General features: G+C 69.0%; 14 protein-coding genes and 1 pseudogene. 9 read left to right on the top strand and 6 right to left on the bottom strand.

Annotation, left to right across the window (positions count from 1 at the left end; all coding sequences use genetic code 11):
- Nucleotides 1–2 precede the first annotated feature (2 nt).
- Nucleotides 3–671: a haloacid dehalogenase type II gene (locus tag EZ313_RS02965; protein ID WP_135261722.1), complete on the bottom strand. Its 669-nt coding sequence runs from the start codon at nt 669–671 to the stop codon at nt 3–5.
- Nucleotides 672–958: 287 nt separating this feature from the next.
- Between EZ313_RS02965 and EZ313_RS02960 the strand changes: the two are divergent.
- From EZ313_RS02960 to EZ313_RS02945, 4 genes and pseudogenes are all read left to right on the top strand, one after another.
- A pseudogene (locus EZ313_RS02960) lies at nt 959–1885 on the top strand (2-hydroxyacid dehydrogenase).
- Between the two features lie 113 nt (nt 1886–1998).
- Entirely contained in the window at nt 1999–3399 is a 1401-nt protein-coding gene (locus tag EZ313_RS02955) for an aspartate aminotransferase family protein (protein WP_135261721.1), read from the top strand.
- 11 nt (nt 3400–3410) lie between these two features.
- Nucleotides 3411–4154 carry a cupin domain-containing protein gene (locus EZ313_RS02950; protein ID WP_135261720.1) on the top strand — a complete coding sequence of 248 codons (744 nt, stop codon included), beginning with the start codon at nt 3411–3413 and terminating at the stop codon, nt 4152–4154.
- 15 nt (nt 4155–4169) lie between these two features.
- Nucleotides 4170–5495, top strand: coding sequence for an NAD(P)/FAD-dependent oxidoreductase (locus EZ313_RS02945; RefSeq protein ID WP_135261719.1), 1326 nt, complete (start codon nt 4170–4172; stop codon nt 5493–5495).
- A gap of 21 nt (nt 5496–5516) precedes the next feature.
- On the opposite strand, the gene EZ313_RS02940 is transcribed toward EZ313_RS02945, so the two are convergent.
- Complete coding sequence (locus tag EZ313_RS02940) at nt 5517–6800, bottom strand: NAD(P)/FAD-dependent oxidoreductase (RefSeq protein WP_135261718.1); 1284 nt, start codon at nt 6798–6800, stop codon at nt 5517–5519.
- Nucleotides 6801–6807: 7 nt separating this feature from the next.
- Nucleotides 6808–7167, bottom strand: coding sequence for a cupin domain-containing protein (locus tag EZ313_RS02935; protein ID WP_135261717.1), 360 nt, complete (start codon nt 7165–7167; stop codon nt 6808–6810).
- Between the two features lie 180 nt (nt 7168–7347).
- On the opposite strand from EZ313_RS02935, the gene EZ313_RS02930 reads away from it, so the two are divergent.
- On the top strand, nt 7348–8460 hold the full coding sequence (locus tag EZ313_RS02930) for a tartrate dehydrogenase (RefSeq protein ID WP_135261716.1): 1113 nt from the start codon (nt 7348–7350) through the stop codon (nt 8458–8460).
- A 54-nt stretch (nt 8461–8514) separates the two neighbouring features.
- Here EZ313_RS02930 and EZ313_RS02925 read toward each other — a convergent pair whose 3' ends face one another.
- The gene (locus EZ313_RS02925) at nt 8515–9945 is read right to left on the bottom strand and encodes an aldehyde dehydrogenase family protein (protein ID WP_135261715.1); all 1431 of its coding nucleotides are present in this window, start codon (nt 9943–9945) and stop codon (nt 8515–8517) included.
- A gap of 13 nt (nt 9946–9958) precedes the next feature.
- Nucleotides 9959–10627, bottom strand: a complete 669-nt coding sequence (locus tag EZ313_RS02920; protein WP_135261714.1) for a haloacid dehalogenase type II — start codon at nt 10625–10627, stop codon at nt 9959–9961.
- Nucleotides 10628–10848: 221 nt separating this feature from the next.
- Between EZ313_RS02920 and EZ313_RS02915 the strand changes: the two genes are divergently transcribed.
- From EZ313_RS02915 to EZ313_RS02900, 4 genes are all read left to right on the top strand, one after another.
- The gene (locus EZ313_RS02915; RefSeq protein ID WP_135261713.1) at nt 10849–11748 is read left to right on the top strand and encodes a GNAT family N-acetyltransferase; all 900 of its coding nucleotides are present in this window, start codon (nt 10849–10851) and stop codon (nt 11746–11748) included.
- 2 nt (nt 11749–11750) lie between these two features.
- On the top strand, nt 11751–12677 hold the full coding sequence (locus EZ313_RS02910) for a 2-hydroxyacid dehydrogenase (protein WP_135261712.1): 927 nt from the start codon (nt 11751–11753) through the stop codon (nt 12675–12677).
- A 62-nt stretch (nt 12678–12739) separates the two neighbouring features.
- Nucleotides 12740–13243, top strand: a complete 504-nt coding sequence (locus tag EZ313_RS02905) for an Lrp/AsnC family transcriptional regulator (protein WP_135261711.1) — start codon at nt 12740–12742, stop codon at nt 13241–13243.
- 111 nt (nt 13244–13354) lie between these two features.
- Entirely contained in the window at nt 13355–13714 is a 360-nt protein-coding gene (locus EZ313_RS02900) for a helix-turn-helix domain-containing protein (RefSeq protein WP_135261710.1), read from the top strand.
- A 74-nt stretch (nt 13715–13788) separates the two neighbouring features.
- Here the strand turns inward: EZ313_RS02900 and EZ313_RS02895 are convergent, their stop codons facing one another.
- On the bottom strand, nt 13789–14970 hold the full coding sequence (locus tag EZ313_RS02895; RefSeq protein ID WP_135261709.1) for an NHL repeat-containing protein: 1182 nt from the start codon (nt 14968–14970) through the stop codon (nt 13789–13791).
- Between the last annotated feature and the right edge of the window lie 439 nt (nt 14971–15409).

The raw sequence follows: 15409 nt of genomic DNA, 5'->3' as shown, positions 1-15409 counted from the left end.
CCCTAGAGTCCGACCAGCGCCGGAAGCCCGTTGATGTCCCGGATCTCCGCGAAGCCGTACGCATCGTTCGGGCGCGGCTCGTGGCCGCGGTTCACGAACACCTTGTTGACGATGCCCAGGTCCTGCGCCGGGAAGATGTCGTAGCGCGGGTTGGCGGAGACGTGCAGGATGTCCTCGGGCGCGCAGCCCAGCTGGTCCAGCATGTACTCGAACGCCTGCAGGCGCGGCTTGTACGCGCCTGCGTCCTGCGCCGTGCAGATCTTGTGGAACGGCGCCTTCAGCTTCTCCACGTTGGAGTGGATCTGCTCGTTCATGGCGTTGGACAGGATCACCAGCGGGATCTTCTTGCCCACGCGCGTGAGCGCGTGCGGCACGTCGGCATGCGGCCCCCACGTGGGAACCGCGTCGTACACGCGCTTGGCGTGCTCGGCCCGGTAGGCCAGCCCGTGGCGCCTGCAGGCACGCTGCAGCGCCGAATGAAGGATCTCCTGGTAGGGCTTCCAGTCGCCCATCACCTCGTCGAATCGGTAGTCCGCGAAGTTCTTGAGGAACACGTGCATCTGCTCGGGCGGCAACTGGCCCTCGTAGATGTCGTAGGCCACCTGGTGCATCGGGAAGTACGTGAGCGTCCCGTAGCAGTCGAACGTGATGTACTTGGGGCGGAAGGTCATGCAGGCGTCTCCTTGCGGCAAACCGGTGAAGTGATTCAGGGAATGCTAGGCCGGAGCCGCCGCAGATGCTGCGGTTGCGTGGGCGGCAGCCGCAGCAAAAGATGGAAGTGCGCGCCCGGGCACTTCGTTTCTGCTGTTCGCGCCCGACGCCAGATTCGTCCTAGCGTGCTCGCATGCAGCCCGCCACGATGCGCCGCATATCGCACCCACGCAGGTCCATCGATGAACGACAACCAGGAGAAGCTGCCCGAGGGCCTTTTCGACGGCTGGGTGGGAGGCTGGTGAGCATGGCCATCCTCTACCGCTCCGATGCGGCGCGTGCGCCCGCCTGGTCGCGCTTCTTCGCCGAACACGCGCCGGACCTCGACTTCCGCGTCTGGCCCCACGCAGGCAATCCCGAGGAGATCGAATACCTGATCGCCTGGCAGGCGCCGCGCGAGTTCATCGCCGCACTGCCCCGGCTGAAAGTGCTGTTCTCCTCCGGCGCCGGCATCGACCACGTGGACTTCTCCGCCGTCCCGGGGCACGTGCCGCTGGTGCGCATGGTCGAGCCCGGCATCATCAACGGCATGGTCGAGTACGTGAGCCTCGCCGTGCTGGCGCTGCATCGCGACTTCTTCGACTAGGTGGCGCAGAAGGCGGCCCGCAGCTGGAACCCGATCGAAGTGCCGCCCGCGTCGGCGCGCACCATCGGCGTGATGGGGCTGGGCAGCCTGGGCTGCGCCGTGCTGGAGCGGCTCGCGAGCCATGGCTTCCGGCTGCGCGGCTGGAACCGCTCGCCGCGCACCATCGAAGGAGCGGAGACGTTCGCCGGGGCCGACCAGCTGCGGCCATTCCTCGGGAGCTGCAACGTGCTGGTGTGCCTGCTGCCGCTCACGCCTGCCACAAGGGGCATCCTGGACCGCGAACTCTTCTCGGCCCTCCCGGCGGGCGCATCGCTGGTCAACGTAGGCCGCGGCCAGCACGTGGTGGATGCGGACCTTCTGGCCGCGCTCGACTCGGGCCGGCTCTCGCGCGCGATCCTCGACGTGACCGAGCCTGAGCCACTGCCCCGGGAGCATCCTTTCTGGACGCATCCGCGCGTGTTCCTCACGCCTCACGTGGCCAGCATGACGCAGCCGGAAACGGCGGCACCCATCCTGCTCGAGAACATCCGGCGGCACCGGCGTGGCGAACCGCTCCTGGGTGTCGTCGATCGCGGCCGCGGCTACTAGCGGTGGCGCCACAAGCAGATTCTCCTTTCCAGGCGCGTACAACGGCATGGTCGTTCGCCTGCGACCCGTGATGCCGCATCACCGTCTGCGCCCCGGCGCCTACGATTGACCGCATGATCTCCACCGCAGAACTCTCACTGAACGAATCGATGCTGGCCCTGGACCGGGCGCACCTGGTGCACCCGGTAGCCAACTGGCGCGGCCATGAACAGCGTGGCGCGACGGTGCTGCAATCCGGCCGCGGCGCCTGGCTGCGCGACGCCGAAGGCCGCGAGCTGCTCGATGCATTCGCCGGTCTCTGGTGCGTCAACATCGGCTACGGCCACGACAGCGTGGTCGAAGCGGCTGCGCGCCAGATGCGCAAGCTCCCCTACGCGACCGGCTACTTCGGCTTCTCCAGCGAACCGGCGATCGAGCTGGCCGCCAAGCTCGTCGAGATCGCGCCCGCGGGCCTCGACCACGTGTACCTGACGCTCGGCGGCTCCGAAGCGGTCGATGCGGCGGTGCGCCTCATCGTGCAGTACTACAACAGCACGGGGCGGCCCCGAAAGAAGCAGTTCATCTCGATCGAACGCGGCTACCACGGCTCGTCCTCCACGGGCGCCGGGCTGACCGCGCTGCCCGCCTTCCACCGCGGCTTCGACCTGCCGCGGCCCGAGCAGCACTACATCGCCTCGCCCTACCCCTACCGCAACCCGGCGGGCCGCGATGCGAAGGCGGTGATCGCGTCGTCGGTGGCGGCGCTGCGCGCGAAGGTGAACGAGCTGGGTGCGGAGAACGTCGCGGCCTACTTCTGCGAGCCGATCCAGGGATCGGGCGGCGTCATCGTCCCGCCCGTCGGCTGGCTCAAGGCCATGCGCGAAGCGTGCCGCGAGCTGGACATCCTGTTCGTGGCGGACGAGGTGATCACGGGCTTCGGCCGCACCGGCCCGATGTTCGCGTGCGACGCTGAAGGCGTGTCGCCCGACCTGATGACGGTGGCGAAGGGCCTGACATCGGGCTACGCACCGATGGGCGCATTGCTGATGTCGGAGCGCGTGTACGCCGGCATCGCCGACGGCACGCCGTCCGGCGCCGTCGTCGGCCACGGGGCGACCTACTCGGCGCACCCGGTCAGCGCCGCCGTCGCGCTGGAAGTGATCCGGCTGTACGAAGAAGGCGGCATCCTGGCGAACGGCCAGCGCGTGGCGCGCCACTTCGAGTCCGGCCTGCAGGCGATGCTGCGCCATCCGCTGGTGGGCGACGCGCGCTCGCGCGGCCTGCTCGGTGCGCTGGAGCTCGTGAGCGACAAGGTCACGAAGGAGCGCTTCGACCCGGCGCTCGACCTGCCGGATCGCCTGGCTGCCGCCGGCTACCGCAACGGCCTGATCTTCCGCGCCTTCGGCGATGGCATCCTCGGCTTCGCGCCGGCGCTGTGCTACACGCCATCGGAGTTCGAGGCGATGTTCGAGCGCCTCCAGCGCACGCTCGACGAGGTGCTGGACCAGCCGGAAGTCCGGCGCGCAGTGGCTTGAGCGGCGCTTCCATGGACACTCCCATCGCTACCCGCACGACCGTCGCGCTGGTGCTGCATCGCGCCGACGGCAATCCCGTCGCAACCGAATTCCAGCGGGCCGCGTTCGGCCGGAAAGACCCGTTCGCGCGGCAGCGCGAGATCGCATGGGAAGGACCGAAAGGCATCGCTGCCGGCTGCACCAGCTTCATTGGCGAGCTCGAGGTCGCAAGTTTCCCGCACACGGAAACGCTCGTCGTCGTCGAAGGCGAGCTGATCCTGGCAGCGGAAGGCGCGAACCCGCTGGTGCTGGGCCACGATGCAGGCGCCGTGATCGCGTGCGGCACGAGCCTGCGCATCCAGGCCGCCTCCCGCGTGCGCTTCGTGTGGTGCGCCCTCGAATGCGAGCGGCCGGTCCGGGCAGGCATCACGCCGCTGCGCGCGGAGGCCGACTTCGAGCCTTCGGCCCCGCCGCCCGCTCACACGCTGCTCGGCCCCGCGCCGCAATGCCGCAGTGACAACGTCTTCACCGACGAGCAGGCGCAGTACCGCGCCGGCACCTGGGATTCGACGGGGTACCACCGCATCGTCCGCCCCCATCCGCTCAACGAGTTCATGCACCTGCTGGCCGGCAGCGTGCGATTCGCGTGCGCCGACGGCAGCGTGGTCACGGCACGCGCCGGCGATGCGCTCTTCGTGCCGCAGGGCGAGCCCGTGGGGTGGGAGAGCAGCGAGCGCGTCGCGAAGTTCTACGCCGTGCAGACCGTGCAAGACTGAAGAGGGATTCACTTCATGGCACAGCCCCTTCGCCACGTCGAGACCTCGCCCACCCTGCCCGCGCGCGCCGACGTCGTCGTGATCGGCGGCGGGATCATCGGGGTCTTCGCCGCCTACTACATGGCCCGGCGCGGCCTGTCCGTGGCCGTGGTGGAGAAGGGCCGCATCGGCGCGGAGCAATCGAGCCGCAACTGGGGCTGGTGCCGGCAGCAGAACCGCGACGCGCGCGAGCTGCCGATGGCGACCAAGAGCCTGGAACTCTGGGAGAAGTTCGCCGCCGACACGGGCGAAGACACCGGGTTCACCCGCCATGGGCTGCTCTACCTGAGCGACGACGAGGATGAAATCGCGCGCTGGGCGCGATGGCGCGACTTTGCGAAGACCGCGGGCGTGACGACGCACCTGCTGAGCGGCCGCGAGGCTGCAGAGCGCGGGCGCGCAACCGGCCGCCCCTGGAAAGGCGGCGTCTTCTCGCCTACCGACGGCACGGCCGACCCTTCCAAGGCGGCGCCCGCCGTGGCGGCTGCACTGATGAAACTCGGTGGCAGCGTCCACCAGAAGTGCGCCGCCCGCGGCCTGGAGCTGGAGGGCGGCCGCGTCAGTGGCGTGGTGACGGAAGCGGGCACGATCAAGACGCGAACCGTGGTGCTGGCCGGCGGCGCGTGGGCGTCCTCGTTCTGCCGCCAGTTGGGCATACGCTTCCCACAGGCGACGGTGCGCCAGACCATCGTGCAAGTGTCCGCCGTCGAACAGCGCCTTCCGGACGCGCTGGCCACCGCGCGTGTAGCAGTCACCCGGCGCGGCGACGGCAGCTACAACCTGGCCATCAGCGGCCGTGGGCGGGTGGATCCCACGCCGCAGTTGATGCGCTTCGCGCCGCAGTTCGTGCCGATGTTCGCCAAGCGCTGGCGCAATGTGTTCCCCGGCGGCATGGACGGCATCCGCTGGGGTCACGAAACCCTTGCCCGATGGAAGCTCGACGCGCCGACACCCATGGAGCGGGCGCGCATCCTCGACCCCAGGCCCGACCCCGCCGGCGTGCGCGAAACACACCGCCGCGCCGTCGCCATGCTCCCTGCGCTGCGTGAGGCCCGCATCGAGAACACCTGGGCAGGCTACATCGACAGCACGCCTGACGGTGTGCCCGGGATCGGTGAAGTGCCGGAAGTGCCCGGGTTCATCCTGGCCGCGGGCTTCTCGGGGCACGGCTTCGGCATCGGTCCGGGCGCAGGCCACCTCATCGCTGACCTCGTGACGGGCGACAAGCCGATCTTCGATCCCGTCCCTTTCAACCCCGCGCGATTTCGCAAATCGGCGTGGGGCAAGGTCGCTGATTTCTAGGGCACGGCGTGCCGGAAGAACTCAGGCGAATCGGTTCTTGATCCGGAAGTACACGCCCACCGCGGGCAGGAACCACGGCGGTCCGAAGTGCCCCGGGATCGCCGGCCACGGGTTGTCGCGCCACGGGTTCGCCGTCACGTCGCCTGCCATCACGCGCGCCATGCACTCGCCCATGTGCACCGACATCTGCGTGCCGTGGCCGCTGTAGCCCATGGAATAGAACAGACCGTCCTCCTCGCCCGCGTGCGGCAAGCGATCCTGCGTCATGTCGACGATCCCGCCCCAGCAGTAGTCGATTCGCGTGTCCCTCAGCGCCGGGAACAGCGCGACCAGCTGCTCGCGCAGCACGTGGCCGCTTCTGGCGTCGGAACGCGGGCTCGAGAGCGCGAAGCGCGCGCGGCCGCCGAACACCAGGCGGTTGTCCGGCGTCACGCGGAAGTAGTTGTGCAGCGTGTCCGTGGTGGTGTAGGTGCGCCGCTGCGGCAGCAGGGCGCGCACCGCCGCCGCGTCCAGCGGCTCGGTGACGATGATGAAGCTGCCGATCGGCACGATGCGCCGGCGCCAGAAGGAGAAGCTGGAGAAGGCGCCCACGCGCGTCGCGCCGGTGGCCAGCAGCACCTGGTCGGCCTCGATGGCGCCGCGCCGCGTGTGCACGCGATACGCGCTGCCGCGCAGGCGCTGCAGGCGCTCCACGGGCGTGTGGTCGTAGATCAGCGCGCCACGCCGCGCCGCCGCCTCGGCCAGGGCGCGGCCGAAGCGGCCCATGTGCATCTGCGCGCTCTTCCTGTACAGCACCGCACCGGCGAAGCGGTCGCTGCCGATCTCGTCGCGCACCGCCGCGGCGGACAGCAACTCCACGTCGGGGTCGGCCTCGCGCCGCAGCTGCTCGAAGCTCCTGGACAACTGGTCGAAGTGGGGCGCGCGTGAAGCGAGCTTGAGCTTGCCTCGTCGTTCGAACCCGCAGTCGATGTTCTCTTCGCGTACCAGCCGCTCCACCGTGTCGACCGCGGCGTCATAGGCGCGATACCAGGCCGATGCCCGCTCGCGCCCGACACGTGCGGCAACCGTGGCGTAGTCCAGCGCCAGGCCGTTGTTCACATGCCCGCCGTTGCGCCCGGACGCTTCGGCGGCCACGGCCCCGGCTTCGAGCACCACGACCTTCGCCCCGCGCATCGCAAGCCGCCGCGCGGCGGACAGGCCGGTGAAGCCCCCGCCGACCACGACGGCATCGGCATTGGCGGGCAGTTCGTCGCTGCGCCCGTCGAAGGCGGCGGCGGTGTCGGTCCAGAAGGATTCGAGCCTCATCGTGCGCTCACTGGGCGCCGTACATGATCCAGATCTTGCGCGTGGTCTCGATGCAGCGCCATTTGCCGATGTAGTCGGGGTTCATCACGAACGCATCGCCCGCCTTGACGCGGATGGGCTGCTTGCCGTCCTCGATGAGCTCGGAAACGCCCGACAGGATGTAGCAGAACTCCCAGACGCCGCCCTTGATCGAGCGGATGGTGCCCGGCGTGGTCTGCCACACGCCGGTGCGCACCTTGCCGTCGGGCGACTGCTCCACGTCCCAATTGGTGAAGCGCGGGTCGCCGGCGAGCAGGCGCTCCGGCAGAGGCGCGCTTTCGCGGCCGGGGCCCAGGTCGTCGAACTTGAAGAAGGTCAGGTTGCTCACGAGTTCATGTCCTTTGGTGGTTGAAACGCAGCCCGAAGTTAGCTTCGCCCGCCCCCTCTCGATTGGACGCATTTGTCGTTCGGCAGGAGATGCTGCGCCGCGCCCATCTTCGACATCGAATGCGCAATTGCACGGGCTCGACGCGGCCACGTTCACGCGGCAACTTTCTAAGCTGTCGCCATGACCTCCACGACCCGCACCTCCACGACTCGCAACCACCCCGCCCCGCTTCGCAGCCACACCATCGCCGTGATCCCCGGCGACGGCATCGGCAAGGAGGTGATGCCCGAGGGCCTGCGGGTGCTCGAAGCCGCGGCGGCGCGCTTGGGCATCCAGCTCGAGTGGCGCCACATCGAATGGGCCAGCTGCGACTGGTACCAGGCGCACGGCAGCATGATGCCGGCCGACTGGAAGGCGCAGCTCGCCGGCTGCGACGCGATCTACTTCGGCGCCGCCGGATGGCCGCAGGTGGTGCCGGACCACGTCTCGCTGTGGGGCTCGCTGCTGAAGTTCCGCCGCGAGTTCGACCAGTACGTGAACCTGCGGCCGGTGCGCCTGTTCGAAGGCGTGCCCTGCCCGCTCGCCGGCCGCAAGCCGGGCGACATCGACTTCTTCGTGGTGCGCGAGAACACCGAGGGCGAGTACACCAACCTCGGCGGACGCCTCTTCGAGGGCACCGACCGCGAGGTGGTGATCCAGGAATCCGTGTTCACGCGCCACGGCGCCGACCGCGTGCTGCGCTACGCCTACGGGCTGGCCCGCTCCCGTGAACGCAAGCACCTGACGGTCGCGACCAAGAGCAACGGCATCGCCATCAGCATGCCGTGGTGGAACGAGCGCGCCGATGCCGTCGGCGCCGACTTCCCGGACGTGCGCGTCGACAAGCAGCACATCGACATCCTGACGGCCCGCTTCGTGCTGCAGCCGCAGCGCTTCGACGTCGTCGTCGCGAGCAACCTGTTCGGCGACATCCTGTCCGACCTGGGCCCGGCCTGCACCGGCACCATCGGGATCGCGCCTTCCGCCAACCTCAATCCCGGTCGCCGGTTCCCGTCGCTGTTCGAGCCCGTGCACGGCTCGGCCCCGGACATCTACGGACAGGGCATCGCCAACCCGATCGCGATGATCTGGTCGGGTGCGCTGATGCTGGAATTCCTCGGCCATCGCGACGCGCACGACGCCATCCTCGGTGCGATCGAACATGTGCTGCGCGACGGCCCGCGCACGCGTGACCTGGGCGGCACGGCTTCGACAGTGGAAGTCGGCAAGGCGATCGCGCAGCTGGTGGCCTGAGCGACCGCATGCCCTCACCCCAACCCTCTCCCCGAGGGAGAGGGAGGAAGGCCGTCAGGAATTCGCGTACCCCAGGATCGCCTTGGTCTCGAGGTACTCCTCCATGCCTTCGATGCCGTACTCGCGGCCGTTGCCCGACTGCTTGTAGCCGCCGAATGGCGCGTTCGGGTCCCAGGCGGGATGGTTCAGGTGCACCTGGCCGGAACGGATCTGCCGCGCGACGGCGCGCACCGTGTCCATGTCCGTTCCTTGCACGTGCGCGCCGAGCCCATACACGGTGTCGTTGGCGATCGCGACCGCTTCGTCGATGGTGTCATAGGGAAGGATCGCGAGCACCGGGCCGAAGATTTCCTCCTGCGCGATCGCCATGCCGGTTTTCACGTTGGAGAAGATGGTGGGCCGCGCATAGAAACCGGTGTGCAGGCCCTGGGGCCGACCCGGCCCGCCGCAGACGAGCCGCGCGTCTTCGCCCAGCCCGACACGGATCATGGATTGCACGCGCTCGAACTGCGGCCGGTTGGCGATCGGCCCGTGCGTCGTGCGTTCGTCGAGCGGATCGCCGACCACGAGTTGGGCAGCAGCCGCTGCGGCCAGCCGCTCGACGTCGCGCAGCCGCGCGCGCGGCACCAGCATGCGCGTCGGCGCGCTGCAGGATTGCCCGACGTTGCGAAAGGCCGCGGCCACGCCCAGCGGCACGACGCGGTCGAAGGCGGCATCCGGCAGCAGGATGTTGGGCGACTTGCCGCCCAGTTCCTGTGCGACCCGCTTGACCGTGACCGCCGCGGCCTGCGCGACGAGCACACCGGCGCGCGTCGACCCTGTGATGGAGATCATGTCGACCTCGGCGGACGACGCGAGTGCGGCACCGACAACGGGACCGCTGCCGTTGACGAGGTTGAACACGCCGGGCGGGCAGCCCGCATCGTGCATCACCTGCGCGAACAGCCGGGCCGAGAGGGGAGACAGTTCGCTCGGCTTGAGCACCACCGTGCAGCCGGCCGCAAGCGCCGGCGCCACCTTCGCCGTGATCTGGTAGAGGGGCCAGTTCCAGGGCGTGATGAGCGCGCAGACGCCGATCGGCTCGCGCACGATGACCGTGCTGCCGCGCCTCGTGGTGAACGGATAGGCGGCCAGGTTGTCGCGGGCGACGCGGATGTGCTCGGCAGCCACCGGCACGTGGGCGCTTCGCGCGTACGCGATCGCGGCGCCCATCTCCTTCGTGATCGCCTGCGCGAACAGCTCCAGGCGCTCGAGCACCAGCCGGTGGACCCGGCCCAGCAACTCGGCGCGTTCGGCGGGCTGAGTGCGCGACCAGCCGGCGAAAGCACGCCGAGCGGCGGCGACGGCGGCCTCCACATCCTCTTCACGGCCGAGTGCGACGTCGGCGATGGCCTGCTCGGTCGCGGGGTTGATGACCTGCGCCGTGTCATGGCCGGCCGCGTCGCGCCAGGCGCCGTCGATGTAGAACCCCGTGTCGGACCTCATCGCAAGCCGCCGCTCAGAGGCCGACCAGCGCCGGCAGGCCGGTGATGTCGCGGATTTCCGCGTGCGTGTAAGCGGCGTTGGGCTTCGGCTCATGGCCGCGGTTCACGAAGACCTTGTTCTCGATGCCCAGGTCGTGCGCCGACATCAAGTCGTAACGCGGGCTGGAGGACACGTGCAGGATGTCCCCGGGCGCGCAGCCGAGCTGGTCCAGCATGTATTCGAAAGCCTGCAGGCGCGGCTTGTACGCGCCGGCTTGCTGCGCCGTGAACACCTTGTGGAAGGGCGGTTCGAGCTTGCGCACGTTCGACATGATCTGCTCGTTCATCGCGTTGGAGAGGATCACCAGCGGGATCCTGGCGCCCACGCGCGTCAGCGCCTCCGGCACGTCGGGATGCGGGCCCCAGGTCGGCACGGCCTCGTAGCACTTCTGCCCGTCTTCGTCGCGGAAGGCGATGCCGTGGCGCTTGCAGGTGCGGCGCAGCGCGGACTTGAGCACCTGGTCGTAGGGCTTCCAGTCACCCATGGCCTCGTCCAGGCGGTAGGCGGTGAAGTCCTTGACGAACCGCTGGAGGCGCTCGCCCGAAAGCCGGTCGCCGTAGAGCGCCTGCGGCAGGTCGTTGATGCGGAAATTGGTGAGCGTGCCGTAGCAGTCGAACGTGATGTACTTGGGACGGAAGGTCATGGTCGCCTCGGGTGTGGGAGATGGAGGCAATGCTAGGCAGGCGCCGCCGCAGATGGTGCGGTTCTGCCCCCGGCGGGCGCAGCATTCGCCGGATGTGCGCGGCGGCGAAGGCGCTTTGTGCCGTACTTCCCCCGCGCGCCTTCCGCGGCAAGTTCGTACAAGCCGCCTGCCTTGCGGGCACGCATGATCGCGGGCAACCGCCACGCCATTGAGGAGAGCCCATGACCGACCCGGTCCTCGTTCCACCGGCCGCGTCCGCCGCGGTGGGGCGCGCGCTGCCCGACGGCGTGACGCTGCGCCGCCTGACCGCCGACGACATCGAGGGCGCGCAGGCCCTCTCGCACGGATTCCAATGGCCGTTCCGTGTCGAGGACTGGCGCTTCGCCTTCGCGCTCGGCGAAGGGGTGGCCGCGATCCGCGACGGCGAGCTGGTCGGCACCGCGCTGCGCTGGCTGTGGGGGCCGGATCATGCGACGGTGGGCCACGTGATGGTGGCGCCACGCATGCAGGGCCGGCGCCTCGGGCAGCACCTGATGCACGCGCTGATGGCCGGCCTGCAGGATCGCACCGTGCTGCTGCACGCGACGGCCGAAGGCCGCGGCGTGTACGAGCGGATGGGCTTCGCGATCACGGGCGAGATCCGCCAGCACCAGGGGCAGGCCCCGCCGGCGCAGGTGGTGGCGCTGCCCGAAGGCGAGCGGCTGCGTCCGCTCAACCGCAACGACGCGGACTTCCTCATCTCGCTGGACACCCGCTCGGCCGGCATGCCGCGCGAGCCGATGTTGCGACAGCTCCTGGCCGATGGCGAGACCGTCGTGCTCGCTCGCGACAGCGAGGCTGTCGGCTTCGCCACCGTGCGGCGCTTCGGCCGTGGCCATGCGATCGGGCCCGTCGTCGCACCCGACCTCCTGGGCGCCAGGGCACTCATCGCCCACTGGTGCAGCCGCCATGCAGGCAAGTTCCTGCGCATCGATGTCGATGCGGCCAGCGGCCTGCCGGAGTGGCTGGAAGAGCAAGGGCTGCCGCGCGTGGGCAGCGCCACGACGATGGTGCGCGGCGGCCCGCTGGAACGCGGGCCCGCGCACGGCGGCTGGGCCCTGGTAACGCAGGCATTGGGCTGAGCATGGCGTTCGTCTACAAGGGTGAGCCCCGCCGGGGCGCCATCTGGGCGGCGCAGTTCGCGCAGAAGATGCCGCAGCTGGCGTTCCGGACGTGGCCGGACATCGGCGACGCGAGCCAGGTGCGTTTCCTCGCCGCATGGCAGCCGCCGGAGCGCATCGCGGAGGCGCTCCCGAACCTGGAGATCCTGTTCTCGGTGGGTGCCGGGGTCGATCAGTTCGACCTGTCCGGGCTGCCGGGACAGCTGCGCGTGGTGCGCATGGTCGAGCCGGGGCTCGTCACGTGCATGACCGAATACGTCGCCTGGGCTGCGCTCTCCTTGCATCGCGAAGCGCCGCTCTATCTTCGACAGCAACGCGGCAGCGAGTGGAAGGAGCACCCGGTGCGGCCGGCGTCGACGCGGCGCGTCGGCGTGATGGGCATGGGGACGCTGGGGCGCGCCGCATTGGCGCAACTGCGCCAGCTGGGCTTCGATTGCGCCGGCTGGAACCGGTCGCGGCGCAACGAACCCGGCGTGCGCTGCTACGCGGGCAAAGCCGAGCTGAAGGAGTTCCTCGCGCGAACCGACATCCTGGTCTGCCTGCTGCCGCTGACAGCCGAGACCCGGGGCATCCTCGAGCGCCGCGTGTTCGACGCGCTGCCGGAAGGGGCGGCGCTCATCAACGCGGGGCGCGGCGGCCACCTCGTGGAAGCCGACCTGCTGGCGGCGCTCGATGGCGGGCGGCTTTCCGCGGCGATCCTCGACGTGTGCGAGCCCGAGCCGCTGCCCCGCGGGCACGCCTTCTGGGACCATCCTCGCATCTGGCTCACGCCGCACGTCGCGAGCGCCACGCAAGCCGAGAGCGCGGCCGATGCTCTGCTGGACAACCTGCGCCGCCACGAGGCCGGCTTGCCGCTGGAAGGCCTCGTGGACCGGTCGCGCGGCTACTGAAAACGTCGAGTCAACGTTCAATGCTTGACTTGGGCGCGCAAGTTACATAGAACGGGTTACCGATGAACACCAGCCCCGGCACACCGAAACTCGATCGGCTCGACCTGCGCATCCTCTGCCACATGCAGAAGAACGGCCGCGCGACGAACGTCGAGATCGCCGACGCGGTGGGCCTGTCGCCCAGCCCTTGCCTCGTGCGCATCAAGCGCCTGGAGCAAGCCGGCTACATCGCCGGGTACGGCGCGCAGATCCGGCTGGAGAAGCTGGGTGCCACGCTGCTGGTCTTCACCGAAGTCACGCTGCAGGATCACAAGCGCGAGGATTTCGTGCTGTTCGAAACCAGCATCCGGCCCGTGGACGAAATCGTCGAGTGCCATCTGGTCTCAGGCGGCTACGACTACCTGCTCAAGTTCGTGACCCGCGGCGTGAACCACTACCAGGAGATCATCGAGGGGCTCCTCGAGCGCAACATCGGCATCGAGAAGTACTTCAGCTACATCGTGATCAAGACACCGTTCGTGAAGAACTTCTACCCGATCGAACGGCTGATGCAGGACCCCCACTAGCCACGGGACCACGGCAGCTTTTGCTGCACGGCGGCGCGATTCCACATTTGCTGCTGGCGCGGCCCCGTACTGCGGGCCCATCTCCGGCGGCGCGAGCCCTAAGCTCACCGCATGTCCCAGACCACCCCGTGGGTCGCGCGTTCCGCCGCCGTGCAGCGTGTGCTGCAACATATCGACCAGAACCTTGGCCAGCCCCTCAGGCTATCGGAGCTGGCCCAGCTCGCCGGCCTGAGCATCTGGCGCTTCGCGACAGTGTTCCGCCAGCAGGTCGGCCTCTCCCCGCATCGGTACATCTGCCGGCTGCGCGTTCAGCGTGCGCAGGAATTGATGCGCCGTGGCCTGTCGCCCGCATCCGCGGCAAGCGAGGCGGGCTTCTACGACCAGAGCCACCTTTCGCGCCACTTCAAGACGATCTGCGGGGTGACGCCAGGGCAGTTCCTGTCCTCGTTCCGGGAGGCCGGGGCTGCGTGACAGGCGCGCTGATGGCGTGCACGAGTCGTACGCCATCGAGCGCGCCTTCTTCGGCGGATCGGTAGCCCGCTGCCCTACCTCCTCGCAGGCCTGGAGTACCTCACGAGCGCCGTCTCGGAATTCCCGGCGTAGCTGGTGCCACCAGTCGAATTGATCACGGACGCGGCTGCGTCGGCCGCAAGGCCTTGTGCATCAGCGAGGCTGCCGCCGGCCACCGCAACAGAGCCGCGCACGGCGGAGACTCTCCTCGAAGCGTCGAGCAGTGCGAACGGCGGCCCCGGCGGGTTCGTGGTCGCGGCGAGTACGACCGTGCCGTCGCCGGCCACGCCCACGCCGTGGCCGCTGTCGAACCCGGCGCCGCCCCAGGTCACCGCATCCAGGCCTCTGCCCTCGGCGTCCACGTGGAAGACGAACGCCTCATCGGCGCCACTTTCAAGACTCGCCGCTCCGGCGACATGGATGGACCCATCCGGCGCTAGTGCCACTGCGTGGCCGGACGTGCCGTCGCGGCCTCCCCATTGGCGATCGAACAGCAGCGCGCCGTCGGTAGTGAGCTTGACGAGCAAGGCGGAGATGCCCACGACCCGTCTTCCAGCCTGGATCGCGCCGGCAAATATGGGGCCTCCGTCGGCGCCGACCGTCATTCCGCCGCGCGCGTCCGTGGTCCCTTCGACGGCATACGTCACGTCCCAGACGAGTCCGCCGCCGTTCGTGATCTTCATTGCCAGGACATCGAACTCAAACGATCCATCCGTACGCATCTTGCTTCCTGCTGCGTAGACATGGCCGTCTGGTCCGACCGCGACTGCTGAACCGGATGCGTTGTTCCAGATCTTTTGCCAGGCCACTGTCCCGTCCGCATTGAACTTCACGACGAACAGGCCCGCCGTCTGCGCCTGGTTGTCTCGTTGGGTGCCCGAAATGTAGGCGGCCCCTTGCGCATCCGTGGCCACGGCCTCGCTCTCCTCGCGGATGATGCTGCCGCCCCAGGTTCTCTGCCACAGGAGGTTGCCGTCGGAATCGAACTTCAGCAGCACCGCATCGCCGCCGTTCGCATTCGAAAGACCGGTCACATAGACCGAACTCTGGTCGGACGTCAGCGCCACGGTTGGCGCACGTCCGCCGCCGCGCTGCGTCTCGCCGGTCCAGACTTTCTGCCAGACGACGGACCCGTTGGACGAGAACTTCACCAACGAGATGGCCGGGCGCGGCTGGCCGAACTGATCGGTCGTGAAGCTGTCGGAGAGGCCCACCATGTACGAACTGCCGTCCGTGGCGACTGCGACTCCGTGGGCAACGTCGGCGCCCTGGCCGCCCCACGTTGTCTCGGACAGGAGCGTCTGCCCCTGGGCGGCTCCTCCAAGAAGCGCTGCCGCGAGGGTTCCGCAGCGGATTGCACATGCAACGTTCATGATGTCTCCTGAGAATTACCGACAAGCCCAAGCCGCTGGGCGGCGGTGGTCCCAGGTTGACTTTCCATGCGCTCCGTCGGATGTCTGCCGCCGCAGCTACTCTGCATAGACCGTGCCGGGATGCAAACGAGGCAGCCCATCCGCCGGCAACCCTTGCGTGACCTTGCGGCAGCGTCGCTCATCACGGTGTCGTCAACGGGGGGTGGGGGATTCCGCCCTCATACACCGGGTCATTTGCCCCACGTCAGCCGCGCCGAGGAGGCAGCTCACGAGCATCACGGCA

The organism is Ramlibacter henchirensis, assembly GCF_004682015.1.
Classification (GTDB): Bacteria; Pseudomonadota; Gammaproteobacteria; order Burkholderiales; family Burkholderiaceae_C; genus Ramlibacter; species Ramlibacter henchirensis.
Note: the sequence above shows the minus strand (reverse complement) of the source record. Positions and strands in the feature narration are given on the sequence as shown.